This window comes from Sphingomonas pollutisoli, from assembly GCF_029167165.1.
Taxonomy (GTDB): Bacteria; Pseudomonadota; Alphaproteobacteria; order Sphingomonadales; family Sphingomonadaceae; genus Sphingomonas; species Sphingomonas pollutisoli.
Genome location: NZ_JARFNJ010000017.1, coordinates 13,075 through 37,928, shown reverse-complemented (window position 1 = coordinate 37,928; position 24,854 = coordinate 13,075). Strand labels below are relative to the sequence as shown.

Genomic DNA, 24,854 nt, shown 5'->3' with positions numbered 1-24,854 from the left:
CCGCCTGCCGCTTCGCGCGATGCTGCGCTTCCGGCCCGGCTCCCGCACACATGAGCCGAGAGGGACATGGCCATGAGGCGCGTCATTCCCTTCGCCTGCCTCGCGGCGCTGGTTGCCGTACCCGCCGCCGCCCAGACCGCCGAGGAGCGCGCCCGCGCCGCCGCTGCAGCGTCGCGCGCAAAGACCAGCGACAGCGACACACTGCTCAACAACTATGTGACGCCGGGACTTGCGGGCCAGACGATCGCTACCGTCGACGACAGCAAGACCTTCTCGCCGAATATCGCGTGCCAGAAGACGGCGACGATGATGGAGGTGCTGGTGCAGCCCGGGTCGGGCGGCGATCTCTCCACCATCAGCATCGCCCGCGACACCGATCTCGATGGCGCGATCGACAGCCGGACCAGCCTGCCCGTCGCGGTTTCGGGCATCTGCGCCAACGGCGTCATTTCCTGTCAGCCCGGCACCTGGAATCAATGCAATTTCTTCCGCTGGGATGTCGATGGCGCACGCAACCTGAAGCTCACCCAGGTCGATATGCCGCAGCTATCGGGGTGCTACTGCATCAACAACAGTTGCGGCACGAATCTCGCCTGGGGCAATATGGCCTCGGTCCTTCGCGATCTTGGCGGGGGCATGATCGGGGCGCTCACCACCGCCGATCCGCGCTATGGCGTCGCGGAAGCGGTGATCGACGGGCCGATGATCCGCTACGTCGGTGCCCAATCGACGGCCTGCACCGCCAATCCGTCGCTGCCGCAGACGGCCTATCGTGCGACCCCGACCGCCATCGCTGCGGACGCCTATTCGGCCTCGACCGGCAGCCCGGTCTTCCAGGCGCTGGCGGCTTCGCAGGTCGGCGTCGGCACCGCGCTGCAATACCGCCATTGCACCATCGAACGGCAGGTCACGGTGCTTAAACCCCGCGCCGAGGATATCATCAGCCGGGTGTCGGGCGGGTATTCGACAATCCAGAACGGGTCCTCGTTCGACTTTCTGATGGGCTCTCCTGCGGACAACAGCCTCGGCGGTAATTGCAGTCTCATCGATTTTCGCATGACGCTGCATGTGGGCGACGCCAACAGCATCGTCGATGCGAGGCTCAGCCAATATTTCGCGGACGACTGGGGACAGGTTCGCATCGACGGCACGCTGGTCGCGTCGGGACCGGAGAACTGGCCCTCGATGGGTGTGCCGCCCGGCAAATGCGAGCAGAAGAAGACCTTCTATCGCTATCCCAATCTCGACCTGAAGCCTTGGCTCACGCCCGGCGATCATGAGATCTGGCTGCGGGTAGCGGTCGCGGAGGGCGGAGAGGGCTTCGCCCAGGTCCATGTCGACGTAGACGGCAGTTGCCGGACGCTCGAACAGGTGGTCGATCGATGCGGGACCATTGCGGCCGATCCGCAGTGCCGGATCGACCGCGAGCTGGTCGATGGCGTGCAGACCTTCATCAACGGGGTCGCGACGGGACTGCGGCCGCTGGCGCAGACCCGGATCATGGGCGGTGTCTCCTGCCCCACCGAGTTGACCCGAGACTTCTTTCTCAAGGATCGCACCTATCGCTGCAAGATCGACGACATCGCGCAGCCCGACACGAGCCGCGGCACCTATATCATCGATCATTCCACCGAAACGATGCTCGCCGACCGGGCCCGGCAAAGCGACGGTAGCTTCGTGGAATCGACGCGCGCCTTCAGCCTGCCCGATCGCGGCTCGGTTCCGGCTTGCGAGGCCATCTGCAAGACGCGGGCGCCCAAGACGAACAACGATGCCGCGCTCGATGGCGTGGTCGGCAACAAGCAAAACAATCCGACTGGCTACGACACCTTCTACCATGCCTGCGACAGCGACAACCGCTGCCCGGCCGGGCCGGGCGAAGAGGTCGTTTCCGCCTGCGGCTGCCTCGACGATTTTCCTGAAGCGGTGGTGATGATGCAAACGGTCCGTCTCGCCGGCGCCGACCTCGTCTGCACGGGGACCGTGCGATGACGCGCCTCTGGTATCTTGGTCCACGCGCGGCTGCGTGCATGGTGGCGCTCGGTATCGGCATTGGCTTGAGCTGGCATGGCACCGCGCTGGCGCAACCCCTGCCCCAGCAACAGATCCAGGCTGCCGGGCTCGTCGAACCGCAGCCCGAGCCTGACCCGGCACCCGGCGGCGAAACGCCGAGTGATCCCCAAAGCCTGCAATTGTGCGCGGCCGATCTCAACGGCAATGGCGACGCCGCCGATCCAGGCGAGACCGCCTATTGCACGCCGACACCGTCGGGACAGTTCCTTTGCCCGATCCAGGAAGTGGACTGTGTCGCGGATGCCGCCGGCCAATATAGTTGTCCCCTCGGGCCTCAGCTCGCCTGCATCGCGAAAACCACCGGCGGTGTTCCGGCCTGCTCGCCCAACCAATGCGCCGACATCAAGACCAATCCGATCGTGGATGAGCCGCCGATCGCCGATCCAGGCACGGAACCCGACGGCGGGATGGACGCCGAGGGCAATTGCATGGGCACGATCGAGATCTTCAGCGGACGCGGCATGCGCTGCCGCCCGCCGGGTCTCAGCACCACGCTCTCCAATTGCTGCAAGGACAAGGGCAAGATCGTGAAGGATGGCATGGGCTCGTCCCTGTCATCGATCAGCACCAAGATCGCCGTCGCCAAAGGCGTGTTCAACGGGATGAAGGCCGCCTATGCTGCGTTCCAGGCGGGTGCGACCGCGAGCCAGGCGGCCAACGCCGGCCTCAATGCTCTCGTTGTAGGGTTCGATCCGACCTCGATCGCAGTCAGCCTTGCGATCAACTTCATGATCGACTTCCTGTTCTCGGGCTGTGACCAGCAGGACATGGAAACCGCGATGCTGCGGAGCTCCGGCTTCTGCCACGAGATCGGCAGCTATTGCACGTCGAGCTTCCTCGGCATCTGCCTCCAGAAGGCGCGAGGCCATTGCTGCTTCAACACCAAGCTCGGCCGCATCATCCAGGAGCAGGGGCGGCCCCAGCTCAAGTCGTTCAACGGCAATCTCTGGGGGACGGCCAAGAAACCGATGTGCCGCGGCTTCACGCCGGAAGAGTTTCAGGCGCTGGATTTCTCCAAAATGGATCTTTCCGAATATTACGCGGACATCGAAGCCCGCGCCCAGTCCGACATCCAGATCGACATGAAGGAGCGCGTCGATGCGTATCTCAACGCCGTCAAGCCGTAGCGCCGCGGTGCTCCTGGCGGTGAGCATTGCAAGTGCGGCGCTCGCCCAGGACTCCGCCCGCGAGCGTGCGCAGAAGGAAGGCGACGTCGTGATGGAGCGGCTGAAGGGCGCCGTTTCACGGCAGAAGGCGCAGTCAAGCGAGGTGCCCTCGCCGCATCTGCCCCCCGCGCCGACTGAGGCGGAGCGCCGGCGCGCCTTCGAGGGGCTTCGCGCCCGGAAGGCGATGCCAGTGATCGACGCCCGCGCGAAAGCCGCGCTGGAAGCGAGCGAGGCACGGATGGCGGCAGAGCGGGAGGCTCAGGCCAAGCGGCTGCGCCAGGCGTTCGGACTCGAACCTTCCGAGGAGAAGGCGCTGGCCAAGGCAGCACCAGCGCCGGCGGCCAAAGCCTGGGTGCCGGTCCTGTTCGTCTCGTCGTCCATGCCGATCCCCGTGCTCAGGACCTATGCCGCGCAACTCGAACGGGTCCATGGCGTGCTCGCCTTTCGCGGTATGCTGGGAGGGCTGCACAAGGTCGGACCGATGGCGAAGCTCTCGGCGCAGATCCTGCGGATCGATCCGGGCTGCGAGGGACCGGCCTGCGCGATGCGCAATGTGCAGCTCATCGTCGATCCGATCGTGTTCCGCCAGCATGGGGTGGGCCGTGTGCCCGCGCTGGCGATGATCCCAGGCGATCCGACCGAGGCTTATTGCGAGCGGGACGATGAGAGCCCGAGAGCGACGCATGTCGTCTATGGCGACAGCGCGCTTGCCGGTCTCTTCGAGGAATATGCCCGATTGGGCGGACAAGCGGAGGTGCGCGATGCTCAGGCTCTTCTGGGTTCTCGTTGAGGCGCTGCGCGGCCTCTGGCCGCGGCTGTGCCGGTTGCCGGGCAAGGCGGCGGTCGCGCTGGGCGCGGCGGGCATGGGCGAGCCCGCCCGGCCGGAGCGGCTATGGCGCGCGTTCGCGATCGTGTTGCCGGTCGCGCTGTTCGCGGCACTGGTGCTGCCGAAGATTACGCTGGTGATGAGCCCTTCGATCGATGCCTGGGCCGTTCGTGAAGCGCCGGGGCCGATCGTCAGGGGCGACTATGTGAAGTTCACGCTGCGGCATCCGATCGCAGGGCCGAATCCGGTCAGCGTGACCAAGCACGCGCTGTGTATGCCCGGCGATCATCTCGACCATATCGAGACCCCATCGGTCTCGGCGCCGCACGCGTGGGATGGGCGCTATTTCTGCAACGGCGAGCTGCTCGGTGTGAGCCTGCCTTACGGGCTGCATGGGCTCCGGCTCCAGCATCTTCAGTGGAGCGGCATGATCCCGCCGGGGATGGTCTATGTCGGCTCGCATCACCCGCGCGGTTTCGACAGCCGCTATTTCGGGCTGGTTCCGATCAGCCGCCTCACGCGGATGGAGAAGCTGCTGTGAAGGGGGCCATTCCATTGGTCGCGGTCGCAGCCGCGGCGGGCCTGCTTTCCTCCGCCGCGGCGGAGGCCCAGGAGCCGGGCGCCCGGGAACGGCCCAAGCAGGGTTATTGGTGGTATGAGGCTCCCAAGCCGGCCCCGCCCGCTAAAGAAGATCCCGATGCGCTGGTGAAGCCGGTGATCCCCCCGATGGCGGAGCTGGCGACCTGGACGCCGCCCAAGATCCGCAAGCTGATCGAGCAGCAGCGCGACTATGCGGCGACGGTCCTGACGGTCGATGCGGTCGCCGATTTCTGGCGGCTTCAGGACTTCGCGCGCCGCAAGGCGCGTGCCTTTGCCGGCGTCACGCAACTGGCGATGTTGACGCACCCCGAACTCAACTCGAAGTCCGCCAATCCGATGGTGACGGATGCCCGCTCAGAACTCACCGCCGAGAAGGATGCCATCCGCCGGGCCTATCTGCGCTCGCACGCGAACGAATTCGCGCTGGTCATGTTCTCGCGCGCATCCTGCGGCTATTGCCGGGTCCAGTGGCCGATCGTCCAGCGTTTCCAGGAGGAAATGGGCTGGCAGGTGACGCTGATGGATGTCGACCGGCGCCCCGATGTCACACAGCGGTTCGGTGTCGAGATCACGCCGACCACGATGCTGATCCGGCGGGGCAGCCAGCAGCGCATGATCATTGCCTCGGGCGTCGAGGCCTATCCGAACCTCGCCCAGATGGCTTACCAGGCAGTGCGGCTGCTGCTCGGCGATATCCGGCCCGAGCAGTTCATGACTGGCCCCGGCGAGGACAACGGCTTCTTCGATGCTTTGTCAAACGGGCCGGTTTCCTCGACCGATCCACGCGCGCTGGGTGGCGATCTCGTCAATGCGGGCACGGAGCCCCGGCCATGAAGGTGGTTATCACCATGCGATGCCCTGTGATCGAGCAGGCTGCCGGATCAGGCGGGGACACGGGCCTTTTCACCGTTTCCTTGCACAAGCTTAACGGCGTTTTCGTCGAAGCTCACGAAGGTTTCGCCCCCGAGCCATCGCCCTTCATGCGCGATGACCCCATCGGCGAAGTCGCCCCCGGCGTCGAGAAATGCGAGCCCGGCCTCCACTGCGGCCACGTCAGCTTCGGTATTGCCGGCGGCGATCAAGGTGCGAATGGCTGCAGCGATCCGCTCATGGCTTTCCTTATAGCCTTTCAACATCACCCAGACGAACTCGCACAAGGCAGGAAGCGTCAGCGCGACCAAGTCAGCTTCCTCCAACACTCTCTTTGCGATGGGGGTCTGGATTTTGTCATCTTCGACGAGGGCTCGAAGAATAATATTGGCGTCTGCCGTGATCTTCACAGTTCGCCGGCCCAGCCCTTCGCAGTAATCTCATTGATTTCCTCGATCGATAGCGACTTGCGGCCCTCCCGCTTCAGCATGCCGAACGCATCGGAAATTTTGCCAGTAGGCCGAACTGCCCGAATCCTGACTTCACCGCCCGGCAGCTTGTCGATGCTGATCTTCTCCCCAGGGTGGACGCCAAGATGCCTCAGCAATTCCTTCCGCAGCGTGATCTGCCCCTTGGAGGTAATGGTGATCGCGTTCATCCGCCGAGTCCTTTCATCGGCCATTGTAAGGAAGAACTTCCTTCCCTTCAAGGAAAGGACGGCATGATGCGCTCGCTTGCGATTTTGCTCGGTCTTCCCGGAATAGCGATCGTGATCGGCTCGGCGGCCGCCGCGCAGACCGTCACGCGCGAGCAGGCGATGCGCGCCGCGATCCATCCCGTCAGCGATAGCCAGACAATGCAGGCATGGCTGTCGCGTGTTCCCGTGACCCGAGATTTCCCGGACGATTTCGGGGCAACCCTGGGCGGGCAGGGCTCAGCCTTCGTGGTCGAGATGACGACGAGTCCAGGCTGCGTTCCCTGCGGCGATCTCTGGCGAAAGCTGACGGATCTTGGACGGCGCTACGGCTGGCAGGTGCGTACAATCAGCGCGCAGGAGGCGATGATCCGCTCAGGGAGGCTTGGCCTTCCGTGGGTCGGGCATCCGGTCGCCTGGGCCCGACCGATCAATGACGCCTCGCGGATCGTCCCGATCGCGATCGGGACAGACCATGCGCCCAATCTGGCGCGCAATCTCTACCTCGCGGCGAAAATGCTGACCGGGGTTCGGCCGGCGGTGGGCGTGCGGGCCATGTCGAAGTTCACTGGCATCGTTGGCGTTCCCAGTCGCTCCCCGGCAGGGAGACGCTGAATGTCCTCTTCGCCTTCTCCCCTCGCCTCAATCATGAAGCGCGAGAAGTTCACGGCTCGCCTGCGCGAGCGGCACTGCTTCGATGGCGTGTCCCATCGGGAAGCGCTCGACGCCGGGATAGATGACGATCCTGCGGGCAGGTTGAAGGTCTTCAACCGCATGGTGGAATCCGCGCTCGACTTTGGGGGCGAGGCTGCGCTTGATTTCGATGGCCCAGAGAGCGCCATGCGGCAGGGTAAGCACGAGATCGATTTCCGCACCCGCCAGGGTCCTATAGAAGTTCGCGACGGTCCCTTCGGGCGCGGCGGCGATCAAGCTTTCGATCGCGAAGCCTTCCCAGCTCGCACCCGCCACGGGGTGCCCCAGCACCGCCTCCTGGTCGCCCAGGTTGAGCAGCGCATGGACGAGGCCGCTGTCGCGGACATAGATGCGGGGCGACTTCGTCAGGCGTTTGGCGGCATTGCTGTGCCAAGGCTCAAGCCTGCGAACCAGCAGCAGATCGACGAGGAGGTCGAGGTAGCTGGCGACGGTCTTGGAATCCACGCCAAGACTGCGCGCGAATTCCGAGGCGTTGAGCAGCCCGGACTGATGGTGTGCCAGCATCGTCCAAAAGCGTCGCAACGTCTCCGCTGCAATACGCGGGCCGAACATGGGAATGTCGCGCTCAAGATAGGTGCGGATGAAGTCGCGCCGCCAGCGAAGGCTGATGCGATCGCTTCGCGCGAGATAGCTGTCGGGAAACCCACCCCGGATCCACAGACCCGGCAAATCCTGCTCCGGCACCTCAAGCGCATCGAGCGGGCCCATTTCGAGATAGCTGATGCGGCCCGCGAGGCTTTCTCCAGATTGCGCCATGAGGTCGATCGATGCCGATCCGAGCAGCAGGAACCGCCCTGCCCTGAGCCCCTTGCGTCGGCCGCGATCGATCAGTCCACGGAGGATCTGGAAGAGGCCGGGCAAGCGATGGACCTCGTCGAGAACGACCAGCTTGTCTTGGTGGCTCGTGAGATACTGCTCGGCGTCGGCGATCTTCGCACGATCGGCTTCGGATTCCAGGTCGAGATACACAGATGGCCGCGTCGCAGCGATTTCCTGAGCCAGGGTGGTCTTGCCAACCTGTCGCGGCCCGAGCAGGGCGACAGCAGGCGTCTCGTCAAGCCTTGCGGCCAGTTCCGTCCTGATACGTCGTTTAATCATCCTCGTATATTCGGATCGCAACTCCGAATTTACAAGGATAATTATCACACCCCGTCATTCTTTCCGTGGCAAGCTCTGCTGGCGGGCGAGCTGTCGCGACCATTTCTGCGAAGAGGATTCCCGCCATGGTTCGACCCCGCCTGATTACCGCGTTGTGCGCCCTGCTCGCCTGCTGGTGCGCTGCTGCGCCGGCCCACGCCCAGAGCTGGGCGGAAAGCTGGTTCGACAATGTGACCTATACCTCGCCTGGCAGTTTCGAGGATCAGACCCGGGGCTACGTCACGGCAGGCGGTATGTCCGGACGGGTCGACGTCCATAACGACTATCTGATGTCGATCAGCCTTCCCAAGGTGCGCGCCGGCTGCGGCGGCATCGATATGTTTTTAGGCGGCATGAGTTTCCTCGACCCCGATTATCTCGTCCAGAAACTGGAGAGCATCCTTCAGGCGGCGCCCGCCGTGGCCTTTCAATATCTCCTCGAAACCTTGGACGAGAAGATGGGGAACATCATCTCGAAGATGGAAGCCGCCACCAATTTCCTGAACAGTATCCAGGTCAACGACTGCCGACTCGCCAACCGCATGGTCCAGATCGCCAAGGGCGACGACAATATGGGCGGGATCATCGAGGAGATGACGGGGTACAAGTCGGTCAAGGAGGGCTTTGCCAAGAGCTATCAACAAAGCCGCGAGAAGATCCAGGCGAACAACAACAACCCGACCGAGGATCTGAAGGATGTGCTCGCCAACTGCCCGGCGGAAGTCACGGACATCTTCCGTACCGGGTCGCTGCTATCCCACGCTGCCTCGCGCGTCGGCGCCGGCGACTGGGCGAGCGTGATGCGCGCCCGCGTGGGCGACGTCTATATGCGCTGGGATCCGGCCGATAAGGTTCCGTTGTTCACCGCCATCCCACAATGCCCCGCGCAGGACACCGAAAGCTCGCAGGATTTCCTGACCGGGCGCGTCCAGCGTCGATCGCTGAACATCCCGCCATCGGCGGCGGATTGCTCGCAGGATGGCGGCGGCCGCGGCGCGCTTATCCTTGCGCGTGAGCGCATGGAATCGATCGCCACCAAGATCAGGACGCGCGCCGCGCTCAGCACCGAGGAGCGCCAGTTCGTCGCCAACGTCCGGACGCTGCCGATCTACCGGATGCTCGAATGGGGCGTGCGGCAGGGCGTGGTCGACTCGGTTATCTCCGATACCGACGAGTTGGTCGCGCTGACGCTTGCCTATCAGATGCTCAACGACCTCACCCGCACGATCGATTTCACGGTGAGTAATGCCGAGCGGGGCGCGACCACGGCCGGTGCCGCCGATGGCAACAACGCCAATGTCTGCCAGACACGCATCCTCTCCAAGGGCATCGAGCAGCTGCGGGATCTGCGCGACGAGGTGCTGCGCCAGCGTGCGCAGATGCGGCAGAGCTATATGGCAGCGCTCTCGGCGGCGAACCTGTCGGCGAACTATGCGGGCCTCATCCGCGACCGCGACCGCGATGCTCGCGACGCCGCCGGCGCGGCGGCCGCGCGCAACCAGTAACGGGAGGCAAGTCCATGCGCCGCATCGCCAAACTGCTTGCCCTCCTCCCCGCGCTGCTCGCCGCTACGCCGGCGCTGGCCGTCGATACGAGTTTCCACACCTATGACGGTTTCGCCGAGACGGTGGAGGCGTTTCGGCTCGTCTCGATGATCTTCGCTGATCCCCGATATGAGACGCTGGTGCTGATCGTCGCGACGGTCGGGATCGGCCTTGGGGCGATAGTGGCGAGCGTGCGCGGCTCGGGAATGGGGCTGGTCGCATTCGGGTTCCAAATGCTGTTCGGCGTCGGGCTGTTCGTGGGGCTGATCGCCACCACGGGCACGGTCCATGTCTATGACCGAGTCCGCAACGCCTATCAGCCAGTCGGCGGCGTCCCCAATCTGCTTGTGCTGGTGGCGGGTGTGACCAACATGATCGAGCGGGCGCTGGTCGAGACCATCGACGACAATACCATTGACCCCGATGCGAAGATCGAGTTCGGCGCGGGTGGCCACAGCTTCGATCTCTTCCTCAACGCGGTTTCCCCGCGCGGCCCCATGACCGACACCTTCCTCGACGCGACCATCAAGGACTATGTCCGGCAATGTTATCCGGTGGCGCGCGTTTCAGCTGCCTATGGGATCGATGACGACAAGCTGTTCCGCACGGCAACGGACCTGCCGGGCGCCTTCGCGGCGATGGCCGGACCCGCCACTTTCTCGACCGTCTATACCGAGAGCGACAAGGGCGGCACGACGATGAGCTGCACCGATGCCTGGACGCATATCTCGGATCGCCTGTCCGACCCTGCCTTGTTCGACGGCTATACGCGGCAGATCTGCGCCCGCACCGGCTTCAACGTCGACGACGCGCAACAGATGAACCGATGCCGCCAGCAGTTGGGCGAGATGGGTCAGATGATGCTCGGTCAGCCGCTGTCCACTCAGGCGCTCCTGACCCACATCTTACTCGGCAATACGGTTGGTGACGTCCTGTTCGAGGATTCGCCGGCCAGCGCGGCGCGCGTCATGGCCAACCGGGCAGTGATCTCGAACGGTCTTGCGACCCTGTCGGTCGCCAATGAATGGATGCCAACGATCCGGGCGACGGTGTTCGGGATCATGCTATTCATGGTGCCTGTCGCGCTGCTGTTCATCCTGACGCCGATCAATCTCCGGGTCGCGAGCTTCGCGCTCGGCCTGTTCGTGTTCGTAGCTCTCTGGGGCGTTATTGACGCGGGCATCTATCAGCTCACGCTGGGCCGTGCCCATGCCGCGCTCGAGGAATTGCGATCGAACGCGCTCGCCGCCAATGCGTGGTTGCTAGCACCCTCGGCGGCGATGAAGGCGCTGGCGATCTTCGGCAGCTTCCGCACAGCGGCAGCCGGCCTGGCAGGCGCCTTCGTGTTCACCGTGTTCCGCTTCAGCGGCAATGTCTTCACCTCTTTCACCTCGGGCGCGCTTGGTGTCGCCGGCCAGGGCACGGCGGCGGCCGCTCCGATGGCGACGACCGAGGGACAAGCCTCGGCACTCGAAGCCCAGGCCTCCGCGCTCGGCACGCGGGCGCGGGCAGCCGCATCCTCCAGCTTCGGGGATTTCGGCGAGAGATCGACATTTGGGGCCAACCGAGCGTTCGGCCAGGCAGATCACATCCTGGGCGAGCGTCCAGGCACATCCGGCGGCACCGCTTTCGCTCTCGGCGGCCTTCAGGGCGCCGAGGAACTGGGAAGGCTCGCCCCCGCCCTCAACGGGCGCGATCTGGCGGATCCACAGGTCGCGCGGGCAGTCCGGGCGAATGCTGCGACGACAGCTATTCACCAGTTCGCCGAAAAGGATGCGCTTCGCACGCTCGGCACCACCTATTTCGGGGAAGGTCAGACCGGTGAAAAGGCGTTCGCCGCTTTCGCGCAGAATCTCGTCCAGTGGCGCGCCTTCGGCGATCAACGGGCTTACGGGATGATGATGCAGGCGGCGACCCGGCACTTCGAGCGTGGCGGCTATTCCGCTAAGGATGCTGAACTCAAGGCGTCCGGGATCATTGCCGAGGCACAGTCCGATCCCACCTTCGCGAAGCTGATCGCCAATACCTTCGACCAGGAGCGCTTGCTCGAGAACGATCTCACCGCGGCGCAGACCCAGGTCGGCGCGATGGAAGGCCGACGCGATTATGCCGGCGACAATGTCGCCGGGGTGGAGCGGTCCAATGTCGCGACCGAACAGGCTTGGCGTTCTGGCAGTAACCAGGGCCAACGCGAGGCCGCCGCGATGCTTGGCCTCCCCGTGGACGAGACATCCCGCCGCATCGGTTTCATCAACGCGCTCTCCGGCGAAGCGCGAAGCACCGCGATCACCCAGCTCGCGCGCGCGACCGGGCGGAACGAGGGTCAGGTCGAGCGCGCGCTGGAGCGCTATAATGCCGCGGTTAGTGTCGGCACGGCTGATGGTGCGACCGCTGAGGCGGCGCGCGAGGGAACCAGCGTCTATGGCCGCACGCTAGAGGCGGCTGGCTATGATTTCGCGGAACGCTCGGGCAAGCTCGATGCGCAGCGCGAAGTCGGTACCAGCGGCACGCGCGATGCGGCCCGGATCGGCGAGCAGCGGCGGCAATCGGAGAATTTCGGCTTTGCCGAAGGCGCCGCTGCGGCCGGTGTCTCGACGCGCGAGGCAGCGCGTCTCGACAGCTTCATCCAGGCGCTGAGCCGCACGGCCGGCAATCAGGTGGACATGGCCGAAGGCGGCGCGGAAGGCATCGCCGATCGCGCGCGGAACGAGCGTCTGACCCGCATCGTCGACAATGAGCGTCTGACCCGAATGCAGGGGCTGCTCGCCGAAAACGGCGTTACCCTGACCAAGCGACAGATCGCCATGGACCAGAATGGTGATCTCAGCCTCAACCTGACGCCCCAGACCGCCGCTGCGATGTATAAGGCTGGTCTCATCAACGAGAGCCAGCTCGGCGCAATCGCCAATGGCGGGCGGGCACGGTTCAGCTTCGCTGATAATGACCTGCTGGTGTCGAGCGGGACCGACTTCAGCCGTTCAGCGCGCAACGATACCAGCACGCGGTTCGAGGCGGGTAAGCAGGCCGGCCCCGATACGATCGAGCATTTCATGGGCGGTGGTGAGGAAGGCCGTGCCGCGATGGAGAATTGGCTGCGCGGTGGCTTCGAGATGGACCGCAAAGGGAATTGGCGGCTCAAGCCTCAAGTTGCCGACACGCTCCAGCGCGACGTGCAGGCGATCATGACGCAGACTGGTTGGACCCGATCTATTTCGCGGAGCGCAATGCATCAGGTATCACAAGGGACGATAGTCGGTGGCCAGATCGAAGGCGGGGCCTCGCGCGGAGGACGCGGTTCTGGAGCGAAGGACGGGAATTCGACGTCTTCGGGGTATAGTGGGCGAGCTTCTGTGCAGGTCGGCGCAAGCAGTAGCGATACGGGCACAGGCTCGATCGACGCAATGGCAACGATGGACATCGTAAACTATGACGTGCGCGAAGCTATCGCCAATGCGGAACGTGCATCCACAAAATCTGCGGCTCCTGAGAAGGCCTTCTCCCTCGAATTGAGCCGACAAATCCTCGGCTCTCAAGGTCTAAGAAACCGATATCTAACCCAATCCTCATCTGGCCGAGGCGTAGGAGATTGGTCTGCTCCGCTAACAGGTATAGAGCAGCGCAGCATTCTCGATACGGGCCGCTTCTCTGATGATTTGGATCATAGCTCTCGAGACGGCGACGCTGAATTTAAGAAAAGATAGCCATCAGTTGTGACGGTGCCTGACAATATAGGCCGGATTTGCGGGATTCAGAGGCGAACGGATGTCGGTCGGATCGGACATATACGACATCGGAATAGGGCGATGGAAGCCGATACCGTCGCCACTATAGAGTTCATCAGTATGATCACCGTCGGCACTTTCGTCCGTATAGCCGGGGTCCCAAGGGAAAACCACTTGCTGCCGCCAAACCCAAAGTGCACGGATAGCGACGTACCAGAAGAGCGCGAATGGATGAAAGATCAGCGTGAGAACCAACGCAAAGGTTCCGTCGGGAGGAACGAGGGTCTTGGGAGCGAAAAGGGCGACGAGCCAAGTCGTCACCGCCATCAGCCACCAGAGCTTTGCATACCAAGGCTTCCACAGCCAGGCCGAGAGACCGGGCCAGGGTGCTTTGTTTGCGGCATCTTTGGTTTCGATGGTCTGCTCCATCGCGAAATCCTTTCGATAGCCATATAGCAGTTCGGATCGCGATTGTCACGGCGGAATGGCGATCAGCGCTTGTCCTTTTTGTCGCTATTGGCATATTGGAGACAGAAAGGACACCGATGGCAACCAACGCTTCTCTCGTTCCGGCGCGTCGGAAAACAGGCGGTCGCAGCACGAGCCTGACGAACGATACGCTGCGGCGCAAGGCGCTCGAAAAGCTGACGCTCGCCATCGTCAAGGCGGTCGAGTCCGCGAGCGATGATACGCTGGCCGATATCGTGGGCACGTCTGATCTTCGCCATGCGCTGGCCATCGCGCCGCGCGACATCGCCCCAGAATCGCCCGCCGATCTCGAAGCGATCATGGCAGCGCGCGAGAAGACGGTCCGCTTCCGCGAGGACATGGCCGCCCGCGCGGGCGGCATGCTCGATCGCGCCGACGTCGCAGCGATGTTTGGGGTCACGCCAGCCGCGATCGACAAGCAACGCCAGCGCCGGCAAATCCTGGGGGTCCCCTATGGAGCCGAGATGCGCTATCCCGCCGCGCAGTTCGTCGACGGCGAGGTGCTACAGGGTCTCAAGGCTGTGCTGGAGGCCTTCGATGACATGAATCCTTGGGAGCAGCTGATGATGCTCACCACACCGCTCGAAGGGTTCGGTGCGCAACCCGAGACGATCTTGCAAACGCTGACCAGACGGCCGGAGCCGAGGGTGTTGAAGCAGCTTGCAGCGCTCGCGGCGAGCTGGGCAGCCTGATCATCCGTGCCGACCGTTCGACTGAGACGGATCGATGCCGGCGTTCGCCTTTATCGCATCCACCGTACCGGCCATGACCCGATCTACTTCGGACCAGATGGCGAGACGCCGCTGTCCCGTTATGACTCGCCCGATGGCAGCTACAAGGTTTTGTATGCCGCCCGGACTCTCGAAACAGCCTTCGGCGAAACCCTCGTTCGCGCGCCCGCGACTCCGCACGTTCTTTCGACGATGGTAGAGGCGCGGGTGCGCAGCGAACTGGTAACGACAAGGCCGCTCCGACTCTATCCACTCCTCGACGCCGGCGTCTCGGCGCACGGACTGTCCTTCACGGACCTTCATGGGATCGACTATGTCCGAAGCTGGGCGGTTTGCGCCGAGATCCACGCCACGACTGCCGCAGATGGCATCCTCTATACCTCCCGGTTCGACAACCGGCGCTGCGTCGCCCTGTTTGATCGTGCGGCCGCGGCGATCGAAGCCGGCCCGGTGAGCAGGGTCTCAATATCGCCGTCCGAAGCTGCGGCCCTGGCAGGCCATTTCGGCAAAATTTATGTCGAGCCTTAGGGCGGGATAACGAGGGTATCGCGAAGCGGGGCACGCCGGAACCGGAAGAGATGAGGAAATCATTCGAAATTGCTAGTGCGCTACACAGCCAAACGCCGATGTTGCATTGGCGTGCATCCCACCGACCGGCGAAATGCGGCGCTGAAAGCCGCTTCGGATTCATAGCCGACAGAGAACCCGATGCTCGCCACGCTCTCATCGGTGTGCCGCAAGCGATCGGCGGCAAGGCGCATCCGCCATCCGGTGAGGTAGCCAAGCGGCGTCTGCCCGACGACATCTCGAAACCGCCCTGCGAAAACAGTCCGGGACATGCCAGCGAACCCGGCCAGTTCGGCGAGTGTCCACCGCCGGGCTGGCTCCCCGTGCATAGCCCCCAGGACGCGCGCAAGGCGCGGATCGGCCAGCGCCCCCAGCCAACCAGTATGTTTCTCCTTGTCCGAGGCCAGCCAGAGCCGGATTACCTGGAGAAGCATGATCTGTGCGAGATGGTCCGCCATCAGTGTGCCGCCGGGCAACCCTTGTTTCAATTCCGTCGCCAATTGTTCCAGCGACCAGCGTAGCACCGCCGCCTGGTTCGAAGCGTAACGGACATGGACGATGGCCGGCAAGGCGTTGAACAGCAGCTCGGCATGTCTGCCATCGAAGAAAAAGCGGCCACCGATCAGGAGGAAATCTCCACCACCATTGCAGGTCGCGACACAATTCAACGCTTGGTCGTAGATTGTCGCGGATTCGATCGCGGGGAGCGTTCTGTCGGTCGTAAAAAGGAATGGGCGCCCGCGCGTCAGCAGGAAGCAGTCACCCGCCTCAATACGCAACGGCTCGGACTCGCCATCGACCTGCACCCAGCACGCGCCCCGCAAGACAGCGTTGAACTTGATACCCTCATGGGCTGGAAAGCGGATCGCCCACTCTCCCCCCGCATCGAGGCCCGCGCTGATTATGCTTCGGGACCTCAACAGGGAAAGCACATCGGACAACGGGTCCATATCACAACAATCCGAACTAGCGCGATAGATTGGCGAACTCTGGCGCATGGATCGTTCGATTGCCATCGCTAACTCTACCCCAGGCAGGATCAGCGATCTGGCCTGCCTGTTATTGGAGAACGATCATGACTGATTATCAAAACCCCCTCGGCTCGGGTTTTGATGCCCGATCGACCGCCTCGGAAGTTCTTGCGGGGCTGGATCTGAAGGGAAAGCGCGCCATTGTCACGGGCGGTCACTCCGGCCTTGGTCTGGAGACGACGAAGGCCCTTGCCGAAGCGGGCGTTGATGTGCTCGTCGCCGCGCGGAAACCGGACGTGGCGAAGATCGCGACGCGAGACATTCCTGGCGTGGAAATCGACACGCTTGACCTGTCGGACCTTGCCAGTGTGCATTCCTTCGCTGCCCGTGCGCTGGCATCGGGGCGGCATGTCGACATGCTCATCAATAACGCCGGCATCATGGCCTGTCCCGAAACACGAGTCGGGCCGGGTTGGGAAGCGCAATTCGCGACCAATCATCTCGGGCATTTCGTGCTGACCAATCTGCTCTGGCCGTTGCTCGACGGAGGCGCCCGGGTCGTCGCGCTCTCGTCGGCCGCGCATCATCTGTCCGCCATCCGATGGGACGATGTGCAATTCGAGCACGGCTATGACAAGTGGTTTGCCTACGGCCAATCCAAGACCGCTGACGCCCTCTTCGCGGTTCATCTCGACCGCCTCGCCCACGATCGCGGCGTTCGGGCATTTTCTGTCAGTCCGGGCAAGATTCTTACGCCGCTGCAGCGTTACATGACCAGGAGCGAGATGGTGGCGCAAGGCTGGATCGACGAGGCGGGAGTGTCGATCGATCCAACCTTCAAAACGCCGGAACAGGGAGCAGCAACGCAGGTCTGGGCGGCAACCTCGCCTCAGCTTGACGGGCTCGGGGGTCTCTACTGCAAGGATTGCGACGTCGCGATACGCGCGGAAGATGCTGATGCGCCGTTTGTCGGGGTCAAAGCCTATGCAGCCGATGGAAAGGAAGCCGAGAAGCTTTGGCGGCTATCGGTTGAACTCACCAATATCAACGCATTTTGATGATGCTCCCCGGCTGGCGCGTTTGGTTCGATGGTTCTCCAACTAGCCGAAATGATCATGGAAATCGGTGGACCGCGCGCGGTGCATAGATCAGCACGTCCCCGGTCATTTCGCGCTCCTACCACGATCGGTGAGAAAACAGATGCCGGCCTCGATCGCTTGTTGAATTGCACCGGCCAATAGGCCATAATATAGTCACGATGACCAGTTATGAGGCGGAAATGGCCGCGCGCAAAGCACCCTCGATCAACCCGGATCCTCGCCGCCGCTGGCGGTTGCAGGATGCGAAGGCCCGCTTCAGCGAGGTGGTGCGCCTGGCCCAGGAGGACGGCCCCCAGAGGGTAACACTCCACGGGCGAGACGCCGTCATCATCGTTTCGGCTGAAGCCTGGGACAGGGACCACCGGGATCGGACCGGGCGGCGGCTCGTAGAAGCGCTCGCGACCTCACCACTCAGCGACCTCGATCTCGACCGCGCTACCACCGTCGGGCAGGTGCGCGAGGTGGAGCTTTGAACGGTTTCCTGCTCGATACCAACGTGGTTTCCGATCTTCGCAAGCCCCGCCCCGATCCCGGCGTTGTCGCTTTCGTCAGCAGCCAGCAGGAAAGCGACCTGTTCCTGTCCGATGTCGTGTTCGCGGAAATCCGCTTTGGGATCGAGCAACTCGACGATGTCGAGCGCCGGACCTCGATCACCACATGGCTCGATCATAATTTGCGTCCGCTGTTTGTCGGGCGGACGTTGAGCATAACCGAAGATACCCTGCTCAGATGGCGGCTGAAAATCGAGGGCGGCCGCAAGAAGGGCCACACGTTCGGGCAGCCGGATCTGTTCGTCGCCGTGCTAGCCGAGGAAAGCGACATGGTCGCGGTGACGCGCGACGTCACGCATTTCGTCGCGGCGGGCGTCGCAACCTTGAACCCCTGGGAGGGACGTTTTCACGCAGCTTCCGGCTTGGACCATGTGGTCGATGATCTGAAAGCCCCTGACCTGCTCGACCGGCTTACCGTCCTTAACCGAACGAGGCGGCGGAGATCGAAGTAACATGCGCACCGAACTCGACCATCTCCCAGCGGCAAAGCAGCGCGAGCTGGACCGCGTCATCCAAATCCTGTTCGAGGAGTTCGAGGACGCCCATGGCAAGCCGAACGGCCAGCGCAAGCTGGGCCGCATTCTCAAGGTGATCCTCTACGGTTCCTACGCGCGTGGCGGTTGGGTCGATGAACCGCATACGGCGAAGGGATATCAATCCGATTTCGATCTGCTGGTGATCGTCAACCAGAAGGAACTGACGGACCGGGTGGATTATTGGGAGCGAGCCGAGGAACGGCTCACCCGCGAACGCGCGATCACGAGGTCGCTCAAGACGCCCGTCAACTTCATCGTCCACAGCCTCCAGGAGGTGAATGACGGGCTGGCGCATGGCCGATATTTCTTCATGGATGTCGCCCGCGACGGCATCGCGCTCTATCAGGCGGACGAAGAGGACCTGCTCGCCCCCAAGCCCAAGACGCCGCAGGAGGCGTTCGACATGGCGCAGGAATATTATGACTACTGGTTCTCGCTGGCGGTCGATTCCCAAAAGGTATTCCATTTCTGCCTTTCACAGAAATCCTACCGTCACGCCGCGTTCAATTTACATCAAGCGTGCGAGCAACTCTATCACTGTGTCTTGCTCGTCAGAACCTTCTACACGCCCCACGTTCACAATCTGAACTTTCTGCGGACGCAGGCCGAGCGGCTTTCGATCCGGCTGGTCTCGGCCTGGCCACGCGAGAGCAAGAAGGACCGCGCCCGGTTCGAGAAGCTCAAGGACGCCTATGTGAAGGCTCGCTATTCCAAGCATTACCGCATCACCGAGCAGGAGCTTCGGTGGCTCGGAGAGCGCGTCGAGGAACTGGGCACGATCGTCAACGACATCTGCACCGCGAGACTGGCCGAGTTGAAGGCGACGCTCTGAACCGGTCGCATTTTCGATCTGTCGCCGCGGGGCATCACATCCTCCATCAATGCTATGGGACGCCAGAGCTGGTCGATCGGCTCACCAAAGCGCCACAGCGCGATGGCCGCCGATCGTCGCAGCTGTGACACGGCCGGCCGCCAGCATTTCGAGTCCCAACGATTAATCCCTACTCAATTAGTAGATATTCTATGCGGGCAATCGCGGGTGAATTCGATATGTGAGATGAGGCCGCTGGCGACTCTGGAAGATCCTTTGCGATGCGGCGCTTCAGGACGTACGCAATGGACTTTGTCGCAATCGATTTCGAGGCAAGCTGCCTTCCCCGACACGGCAGATCCTTTCCAATCGAGGTCGCTATCAGCGGACCGGAAGGGACCAGAAGCTGGCTGATCCGGCCGCATGCAAGCTGGCGCGACTGGGACTGGACGGAGGAGGCAACGCGGCGGCACTGCATCAGCGCGGACGAACTGGACCGCAAGGGCGTCTCACCACGCCAGGTCGTGCAAGAGATCACCAAGGCAGTTTGCGGCCGCAGATTATTCGCTGACAGCACCATCGATGCGATCTGGTGGGCGACACTGCACGCGGACGCCGGGATCGATCCATTGGCCCCGATCGAGCACGCGAGTCTGCTTGTCGATGCACTTGGCGCCGGCAGCGGCGAGATCGCGGCAGCAAAGAAGGTCGCCGACTGTCGCTGCCCGGGCCGTCATCGCGCGGGGCCGGATGCTGCCTGGCTGTGGCAGCTACTCTCCGAACTGGAACGGATCGTCCTCGCCCGCAGCGAGCTACGGCGGGCAGCGTGATGCAGCACGATTTCCTCACATTCTCACGGAGCGGCAAGACATGAGCATCAATGCCCTCGCCAATTCCCCATCGCGCACTGCGGCAGGTTCGAAAAGCGTGACAGCCGTTCTGCAATTTACCGAGCACACGGGAGAAAAGCCCTATGCCTATGCCGGACCGCCACCCGAGGGCGTTCCCGAGCGGCGCGGTGAATATCGCGACCATGATGTCCGTATCGAGAACGCCCGCCCCTTCGCCGACCGCCTCAGCCTTGAGGTCGAAGGTATCGCGGTGGTTCGGTCGCCCAGTGGAGTCGGCGATCTGTTCGACGAAGCGCAGACGCTTGCCCTCGGCCACCCTGAAACCGCGGCGCTCGTCATGCAGGTAACCGGCGCCGCGCGAGTCGTGGTGTTCGACCATACCCGGCGGCGTGCCAGCCAGGACGCCTCCGACGACAGGACACTGGATCTGCCGCGGCCACCCGCCTCGCGCGTCCATGTCGACCAGACGCTGTGGTCCGGACCCAAGCGCGTGCGTGAGATCATGGGCGGACAGGCCGACGCGCTGCTTGCCGGCCGCGCGGCGATTATCAATGTCTGGCGGCCGATCGGCTATCCCGCGCGCGACTGGCCGCTCGTGCTCGGCGACGCGCGTAGCTTCGCACCGGAGGACCTGATCGCCACCGACCTGATCTTCCCGCATCGCCGCGGCGAGACCTATGGCATCGCCTACAATCCCGCGCAGCGCTGGCTCTATGTTCCCGACCTCACGCCCGAGGAGGCGATCCTCATCAAATGCTGGGATTCGGACGGCTCCGTCGCGCAGTTCGCGCCGCATAGCGGCTTTGCCGATCCGACCACGCCGCCCGGCACGCCGCCGCGCCAGAGCATCGAGTTCCGTACCATCGCCTTTTTCGACTGAAAGGACCGCCGTGATCGATCTTCATTATTGGCCGACTCCGAACGGCAAGAAGGTGACGATCCTGCTTGAGGAGCTCGCCATTCCTTACCGCATCGTTCCGGTGAACATCGGTCGCGGCGACCAGTTCAGCGACGACTTCCTCGCGATCAGCCCCAACAACCGCATGCCGGCGATTGTCGATACCGAGCCCAAAGGCGGCGGCGCGCCGATAAGCGTCTTCGAATCGGGCGCTATCCTTTTCTACCTCGCTGAGAAGGTCGGCCGCTTCTGGCCGCAGGACGACATCAGCGCGAAATATGAGGTGACCCAATGGGTGATCTGGCAGATGGCCAACCAGGGCCCCAAGTTCGGCGAGCGCGGCCATTTCTCTCGCGTGCCCGAAACTGCCGGCGATCTCTCCTACGCCCGGCGCCGTTTCGATGACGAGGTGCATCGCCTCTACGGCGTGCTCAACAACCGCCTGTACGACCGGCGCTATCTGGCTGCCGACGACTACACTATCGCCGACATCGCCGCCTACCCCTGGACGGTGTCCTGGCAGCAGCAGGGCATCGATCTCGACGAGTTCCGCTACGTCCGGCGTTGGTTCGACGAAGTGTCGACGCGACCGGCGGTCCAGCGCGGGCTTGCGGTCGACGCGGGACCGGCCGAGGACCCGGCAAGCTTGCCGCCCGATGAACAGGAACGGCGGCGAAAGATCCTCTACAATCAGCGCGCGAGACCCGCGCCCACGACGGAGGTTCCGGCATGAGCGCCCTGCCCTATCGCACGGCGCTTGTCGTCGGCACCGGACCTGGGATCAGCGCATCGCTGGTCCGTGCTCTCAGCGCGGCCGGGCTCAAGGTCGCCGCAGCCGCGCGTGACGTGGGCAAGCTCGAATCCCTCGCCCAGGAGACCGGCGCCGCCCTGTTTACGGCCGATGCCACCGATCCGGCAGCGGTGGCCCGCCTCTTCGAGGAAGTGGAAGCGCGGGTCGGTGTGCCGGAGATCGTGGTCTATAATCCGTCGGGCCGGATTCGCGGGCCGATCGTCGACCTCGATCCCGACGAGGTGCGCCGGGCGATCGAGGTGTCGGCGTTCGGCGGCTTCCTCGTCGTCCAGCAGGCGGCGAAGCGGCTCGAACCGCTCGGCCGGGGCGCGATCCTCCTCACCGGCGCCACCGCCAGCGTCAAGGGGTTCGCGGGTTCATCCACCTTCGCGATCGGCAAATTCGGCCTTCGCGGTCTCGCCCAGAGCGCCGCGCGCGAACTGGCGCCCAAGGGCATCCATGTCGCGCATTTTGTGATCGACGGCGCCGTCCGGAGCGCCGTCCGCCCCGATCCGCGCGACCGTCCCGACAGCACGCTCGATCCGGACGCCATCGCGCAGAGCTATCTCGCGGTGCTCGCCCAACCCCGCAGCGCCTGGACCTGGGAGATCGAACTTAGGCCTTGGGTGGAACCTTTCTGAGATGGGCGAGCGGCGAGCGTTCGCGGTGCTGACCGATGTCTCGGCCTGCTGCCTGCGCCAAGGTGCCGACGGTTCGTTGCGGCTCCGGCCGATGCATGTGCTGGTCCCGATCGAGGATCCCGACGTTGCATCGGGCAGGGCCCTGCGGGCATCGGCCGAACTTAGCGCGCCGCAGCCGCCGAAGAAGCCTCCTGCATTTGCCGCAGCTCCCGCCAGCGCCGATATTGCTCGGCCTTGGCAGGATCGGGATCTTCATAGCCTTGCAGCCAGAACCGGAACCAGTCCACCGAACCGCCCTGCGACGCCATCCTAACCGTAGGATTGGTTAATAGATGCTCGTCCGTATTGAGCAATATCAGATCGACCGGCTTATTCTGGAAGCGCAACAAGGCATAAGGTTCCCACATGAACATCAGGCTTAGCTTCCCTTCGCCGACCACTTGAACCGCAGCGCTAATTCTGTCCGTATTGAATGTGGGCGAGTTCTTCAGCCAAGTCTGGAGACCGACACCGAAGGGCTTCGCGCCGATCATTGCGTCCGCTTCGGCGGAAATGCCACTGTCGTTCAACAGGCCCGCCGACATGATGTATTGCCAGTAGCCTTCGTTCACGCCGTCTGTGATTGACGCCGCTTTGAAGCGCACTGAACTCTTTGTGAGAGCTTCCATCACGTAATAACAGGTGCGACTAAAGCCGATAATGCCGATCTCTTCGGGGTCTATCATACCCTTTGCTGCGAGGGCCTTGACTGCGGACTCATATGCGTCGACCTGACAGGCTGCTTCCCTCGGCGTCACAGTCTCAGCGTCACGACAGCGAGTTTCCAGAACTATGATCCCACTCGCCGCTAGGACTTGAGCAGCATAACCTGTGGTGTAGCCGCCGCTCGGCCGGAACAATTCCGAGGAGAAGCCGTGTGTCTGGATAACCAGCGGATAGCGTTTCCCAGGACGATAATCTTGAGGCAGAAAGAGACCGCCGCTCTGCTGTCGACCTGCACTGTCGGTCCACTCAAAGACCTGAGGCTTACTGAAGGTTATATCTGCAATTTCCGGGTTTGGGTCCCAAACGACGCGCGATACCCCGTTCGCCGTGTTGGTCACGAGCAGGCGTGGTGGCTGAATGGCGGATTGATCCACGCTGACGCTAAAGCTGGCCATCGTATCACGGCGAGGTTCAGTCGCTGTCATTGCCCACGCGCCTCCGGCTTTTGAAACGTAGTGACGGTTTCTTACCTCGGCGGTCCGAATATCTTTCGCAGTGATTGTAATAGACGATCCAGCAGAATCGTCGAACTTGATGGCAGAGATAAATTCGGCTCCCGGAACCATCGAGCCTCCTTTACTATAGGTCTTCGCTAGTGGCTCGACGCACCGAGTTGCGCGAGAAGAGATCAAGAAAACCCCAATGCAGGGCGGTGCCGCGCTCGTTCCTAAATCGGCGTTGGGTTGGAATACGCCAGGTAGCAGGACCGCACTACCATCGGCCGACCACATTGGCGACGCATCAGGCCACCATCCGGCAGATCGGCCGGTGGGCGTGTTAAGTGGAAACAATGTTCCATTCGTCCGCGTGTCGATCAGCGCATATCTGGACGTCAGCGAGTGACCGAATAGCGAGTCGACATTTTGGCGTCCCGCTGGGATCGGATTGGATCGCGCGCTGGTAGGCGATGGGTATCGCTCGCGCCAATCATCGGGAACGACAGATAGCGGCAGCGCCGTCAAAATCCATCGTCCATCAGGAGACATCGCCAAGGCACGGACGCCTTCGTCGAAGACGACCAATGGCTTCCCGGAAGCCGGGTCTAAGACCGCCCGCGCCGTTCCGTTGGTGGCAGCCCAAATCGTATTTCGGTCGATGCTATGGTCAAGGGATTCAGGGATGACAACATCCGTGAGTGAACGCCCGGTCAGCACTTCCGAGGGCTGATCGGATGCGCCTCGTCCACCATCCCGAACCGCTCTGACCGCGTAGGCGAAGTGAGCGCGATCGGCGACCGTGAAGCCGGTAACATCCTGACCGTCGTCCGAAAGTGACGACAGCGTTTTGTTGGCTACATCGGCCAGCATGAGCCGCTTCACACCGGCCGTCGTCTTCTGCAAGAAGACGATGGCTTGAGAATTAGCGGTCCATTTTATACCGTCAATGCTCGGCCCCGCTTTCGACGTCGCAAGTTTAATCGTCCACAGGGAGGATGGTGATAAGCGATTCGCGCTTGCTCCACTCACCAACGCCCGCAACGCATCCGCGGAATAGATACGCAGTTCACTTTCGATCCTGCTTTCTTTCAACAGTCCGCGCCTCACGTTGACCGCGAGCAGCTTTCCGTCCGGCGAATACGAGATTGCCGCGTTATCCAACCAGAAGTCAGCAAACTGAACTTCATCCCTGAGAGTATAAGGGCGCTTTGCGCTGGCCGGCAGCGAGAGGCCACCAATCAGCAATACAGAAGAAATAGCAAGCAGCCGCGTTCTCATGGATCGCCTCGTCAAGATGATAAATCTGTTGAAATTCAAAACGTATCATCGGGGCTGGAAAATAATTCCGCGCCCCCGATGATAGTGGATTA

Annotated in this window: 24 protein-coding genes; 18 read left to right on the top strand and 6 right to left on the bottom strand. The window is 63.0% G+C overall.

Annotated features, from left to right (window positions below; translation table 11 throughout):
* Positions 1–72: 72 nt before the first annotated feature.
* Genes PX554_RS23595 through PX554_RS23575 form a run of 5 tightly spaced genes read left to right on the top strand, consistent with a single transcriptional unit; the run spans position 73 to position 5,499 of the window.
* Positions 73–1,992, top strand: a complete 1,920-nt coding sequence (locus PX554_RS23595; protein WP_217998663.1) for a hypothetical protein — start codon at positions 73–75, stop codon at positions 1,990–1,992.
* On the top strand, positions 1,989–3,200 hold the full coding sequence (gene traN, locus PX554_RS23590) for a conjugal transfer protein TraN (protein WP_245656525.1): 1,212 nt from the start codon (positions 1,989–1,991) through the stop codon (positions 3,198–3,200). Before PX554_RS23595 ends, traN begins: the two co-directional genes overlap by 4 nt.
* Positions 3,172–4,029, top strand: coding sequence for a type-F conjugative transfer system pilin assembly protein TrbC (locus PX554_RS23585; protein WP_067735091.1), 858 nt, complete (start codon positions 3,172–3,174; stop codon positions 4,027–4,029). Before traN ends, PX554_RS23585 begins: the two co-directional genes overlap by 29 nt.
* Complete coding sequence (locus PX554_RS23580; RefSeq protein ID WP_067735088.1) at positions 4,001–4,606, top strand: S26 family signal peptidase; 606 nt, start codon at positions 4,001–4,003, stop codon at positions 4,604–4,606. Before PX554_RS23585 ends, PX554_RS23580 begins: the two co-directional genes overlap by 29 nt.
* Entirely contained in the window at positions 4,603–5,499 is an 897-nt protein-coding gene (locus tag PX554_RS23575; RefSeq protein ID WP_084384970.1) for a conjugal transfer protein TraF, read from the top strand. Before PX554_RS23580 ends, PX554_RS23575 begins: the two co-directional genes overlap by 4 nt.
* Positions 5,500–5,546: 47 nt before the next feature.
* Here PX554_RS23575 and PX554_RS23570 read toward each other — a convergent pair whose 3' ends face one another.
* Together PX554_RS23570 and PX554_RS23565 are read right to left on the bottom strand one after the other, a co-directional pair.
* Complete coding sequence (locus PX554_RS23570; protein WP_067735085.1) at positions 5,547–5,945, bottom strand: type II toxin-antitoxin system VapC family toxin; 399 nt, start codon at positions 5,943–5,945, stop codon at positions 5,547–5,549.
* Positions 5,942–6,193: an AbrB/MazE/SpoVT family DNA-binding domain-containing protein gene (locus tag PX554_RS23565; protein WP_067735082.1), complete on the bottom strand. Its 252-nt coding sequence runs from the start codon at positions 6,191–6,193 to the stop codon at positions 5,942–5,944. The genes PX554_RS23570 and PX554_RS23565 overlap by 4 nt, the downstream gene beginning before the upstream one ends.
* Positions 6,194–6,259: 66 nt before the next feature.
* On the opposite strand from PX554_RS23565, the gene PX554_RS23560 reads away from it, so the two are divergent.
* The gene (locus PX554_RS23560; RefSeq protein ID WP_067735177.1) at positions 6,260–6,844 is read left to right on the top strand and encodes a hypothetical protein; all 585 of its coding nucleotides are present in this window, start codon (positions 6,260–6,262) and stop codon (positions 6,842–6,844) included.
* Between the two features lie 27 nt (positions 6,845–6,871).
* Here the strand turns inward: PX554_RS23560 and PX554_RS23555 are convergent, their stop codons facing one another.
* Positions 6,872–8,062, bottom strand: a complete 1,191-nt coding sequence (locus tag PX554_RS23555) for an ATP-binding protein (protein WP_275504706.1) — start codon at positions 8,060–8,062, stop codon at positions 6,872–6,874.
* Positions 8,063–8,166: 104 nt separating this feature from the next.
* Between PX554_RS23555 and PX554_RS23550 the strand changes: the two genes are divergently transcribed.
* Both PX554_RS23550 and PX554_RS23545 read left to right on the top strand, forming a co-directional pair.
* Positions 8,167–9,585, top strand: a complete 1,419-nt coding sequence (locus PX554_RS23550; protein WP_067735432.1) for a conjugal transfer protein TraH — start codon at positions 8,167–8,169, stop codon at positions 9,583–9,585.
* A gap of 14 nt (positions 9,586–9,599) precedes the next feature.
* On the top strand, positions 9,600–13,325 hold the full coding sequence (locus PX554_RS23545) for a conjugal transfer protein TraG N-terminal domain-containing protein (protein WP_067735435.1): 3,726 nt from the start codon (positions 9,600–9,602) through the stop codon (positions 13,323–13,325).
* 3 nt (positions 13,326–13,328) lie between these two features.
* Here the strand turns inward: PX554_RS23545 and PX554_RS23540 are convergent, their stop codons facing one another.
* Positions 13,329–13,775: a hypothetical protein gene (locus tag PX554_RS23540; protein ID WP_067735438.1), complete on the bottom strand. Its 447-nt coding sequence runs from the start codon at positions 13,773–13,775 to the stop codon at positions 13,329–13,331.
* Between the two features lie 116 nt (positions 13,776–13,891).
* On the opposite strand from PX554_RS23540, the gene PX554_RS23535 reads away from it, so the two are divergent.
* Together PX554_RS23535 and PX554_RS23530 are read left to right on the top strand one after the other, a co-directional pair.
* Positions 13,892–14,527, top strand: coding sequence for a hypothetical protein (locus PX554_RS23535; RefSeq protein ID WP_067735441.1), 636 nt, complete (start codon positions 13,892–13,894; stop codon positions 14,525–14,527).
* A 6-nt stretch (positions 14,528–14,533) separates the two neighbouring features.
* On the top strand, positions 14,534–15,094 hold the full coding sequence (locus PX554_RS23530; protein WP_067735444.1) for an RES family NAD+ phosphorylase: 561 nt from the start codon (positions 14,534–14,536) through the stop codon (positions 15,092–15,094).
* 80 nt (positions 15,095–15,174) lie between these two features.
* Here the strand turns inward: PX554_RS23530 and PX554_RS23525 are convergent, their stop codons facing one another.
* Positions 15,175–16,083: an AraC family transcriptional regulator gene (locus PX554_RS23525; protein ID WP_067735447.1), complete on the bottom strand. Its 909-nt coding sequence runs from the start codon at positions 16,081–16,083 to the stop codon at positions 15,175–15,177.
* A 125-nt stretch (positions 16,084–16,208) separates the two neighbouring features.
* On the opposite strand from PX554_RS23525, the gene PX554_RS23520 reads away from it, so the two are divergent.
* The 8 genes from PX554_RS23520 (at position 16,209) to PX554_RS23485 (ending at position 22,282) form a co-directional block, all read left to right on the top strand.
* Positions 16,209–17,162, top strand: a complete 954-nt coding sequence (locus tag PX554_RS23520; protein ID WP_067735450.1) for an SDR family NAD(P)-dependent oxidoreductase — start codon at positions 16,209–16,211, stop codon at positions 17,160–17,162.
* 200 nt (positions 17,163–17,362) lie between these two features.
* A complete protein-coding gene (locus PX554_RS23515) occupies positions 17,363–17,677 on the top strand; it encodes a type II toxin-antitoxin system Phd/YefM family antitoxin (RefSeq protein ID WP_245656544.1) in 315 nt (104 codons plus the stop codon).
* Positions 17,674–18,207 (top strand): type II toxin-antitoxin system VapC family toxin, encoded by a 534-nt coding sequence (locus tag PX554_RS23510; protein WP_084384985.1) that lies wholly within the window; start codon positions 17,674–17,676, stop codon positions 18,205–18,207. Before PX554_RS23515 ends, PX554_RS23510 begins: the two co-directional genes overlap by 4 nt.
* 1 nt (position 18,208) lies before the next feature.
* Positions 18,209–19,123, top strand: coding sequence for a HEPN domain-containing protein (locus PX554_RS23505; RefSeq protein WP_067735453.1), 915 nt, complete (start codon positions 18,209–18,211; stop codon positions 19,121–19,123).
* A 284-nt stretch (positions 19,124–19,407) separates the two neighbouring features.
* Positions 19,408–19,932, top strand: coding sequence for a hypothetical protein (locus PX554_RS23500; protein ID WP_067735456.1), 525 nt, complete (start codon positions 19,408–19,410; stop codon positions 19,930–19,932).
* Between the two features lie 40 nt (positions 19,933–19,972).
* On the top strand, positions 19,973–20,833 hold the full coding sequence (locus PX554_RS23495) for a CmcJ/NvfI family oxidoreductase (protein ID WP_067735459.1): 861 nt from the start codon (positions 19,973–19,975) through the stop codon (positions 20,831–20,833).
* Between the two features lie 10 nt (positions 20,834–20,843).
* A complete protein-coding gene (locus PX554_RS23490) occupies positions 20,844–21,584 on the top strand; it encodes a glutathione S-transferase N-terminal domain-containing protein (protein ID WP_067735462.1) in 741 nt (246 codons plus the stop codon).
* Positions 21,581–22,282: an SDR family NAD(P)-dependent oxidoreductase gene (locus PX554_RS23485; protein ID WP_067735465.1), complete on the top strand. Its 702-nt coding sequence runs from the start codon at positions 21,581–21,583 to the stop codon at positions 22,280–22,282. Before PX554_RS23490 ends, PX554_RS23485 begins: the two co-directional genes overlap by 4 nt.
* A gap of 161 nt (positions 22,283–22,443) precedes the next feature.
* Here PX554_RS23485 and PX554_RS23480 read toward each other — a convergent pair whose 3' ends face one another.
* A complete protein-coding gene (locus PX554_RS23480; RefSeq protein ID WP_157081176.1) occupies positions 22,444–24,762 on the bottom strand; it encodes a hypothetical protein in 2,319 nt (772 codons plus the stop codon).
* Positions 24,763–24,854 lie beyond the last annotated feature (92 nt).

Bases quoted from the DNA above. Each gene is read 5' to 3' on its own strand.
- PX554_RS23580 (WP_067735088.1), top strand. From the start codon at position 4,001: ATGCTCAGGCTCTTCTGGGTTCTCGTTGAGGCGCTGCGCGGCCTCTGG.
- PX554_RS23535 (WP_067735441.1), top strand. From the start codon at position 13,892: ATGGCAACCAACGCTTCTCTCGTTCCGGCGCGTCGGAAAACAGGCGGT.
- PX554_RS23480 (WP_157081176.1), bottom strand. From the start codon at position 24,762: ATGAGAACGCGGCTGCTTGCTATTTCTTCTGTATTGCTGATTGGTGGC.
- PX554_RS23585 (WP_067735091.1), top strand. From the start codon at position 3,172: ATGCGTATCTCAACGCCGTCAAGCCGTAGCGCCGCGGTGCTCCTGGCG.
- PX554_RS23545 (WP_067735435.1), top strand. From the start codon at position 9,600: ATGCGCCGCATCGCCAAACTGCTTGCCCTCCTCCCCGCGCTGCTCGCC.
- PX554_RS23550 (WP_067735432.1), top strand. From the start codon at position 8,167: ATGGTTCGACCCCGCCTGATTACCGCGTTGTGCGCCCTGCTCGCCTGC.
- PX554_RS23515 (WP_245656544.1), top strand. From the start codon at position 17,363: ATGACCAGTTATGAGGCGGAAATGGCCGCGCGCAAAGCACCCTCGATC.
- PX554_RS23500 (WP_067735456.1), top strand. From the start codon at position 19,408: ATGGACTTTGTCGCAATCGATTTCGAGGCAAGCTGCCTTCCCCGACAC.
- traN (WP_245656525.1), top strand. From the start codon at position 1,989: ATGACGCGCCTCTGGTATCTTGGTCCACGCGCGGCTGCGTGCATGGTG.
- PX554_RS23565 (WP_067735082.1), bottom strand. From the start codon at position 6,193: ATGAACGCGATCACCATTACCTCCAAGGGGCAGATCACGCTGCGGAAG.
- PX554_RS23495 (WP_067735459.1), top strand. From the start codon at position 19,973: ATGAGCATCAATGCCCTCGCCAATTCCCCATCGCGCACTGCGGCAGGT.
- PX554_RS23595 (WP_217998663.1), top strand. From the start codon at position 73: ATGAGGCGCGTCATTCCCTTCGCCTGCCTCGCGGCGCTGGTTGCCGTA.
- PX554_RS23540 (WP_067735438.1), bottom strand. From the start codon at position 13,775: ATGGAGCAGACCATCGAAACCAAAGATGCCGCAAACAAAGCACCCTGG.
- PX554_RS23485 (WP_067735465.1), top strand. From the start codon at position 21,581: ATGAGCGCCCTGCCCTATCGCACGGCGCTTGTCGTCGGCACCGGACCT.
- PX554_RS23520 (WP_067735450.1), top strand. From the start codon at position 16,209: ATGACTGATTATCAAAACCCCCTCGGCTCGGGTTTTGATGCCCGATCG.
- PX554_RS23505 (WP_067735453.1), top strand. From the start codon at position 18,209: ATGCGCACCGAACTCGACCATCTCCCAGCGGCAAAGCAGCGCGAGCTG.
- PX554_RS23525 (WP_067735447.1), bottom strand. From the start codon at position 16,083: ATGGACCCGTTGTCCGATGTGCTTTCCCTGTTGAGGTCCCGAAGCATA.
- PX554_RS23560 (WP_067735177.1), top strand. From the start codon at position 6,260: ATGCGCTCGCTTGCGATTTTGCTCGGTCTTCCCGGAATAGCGATCGTG.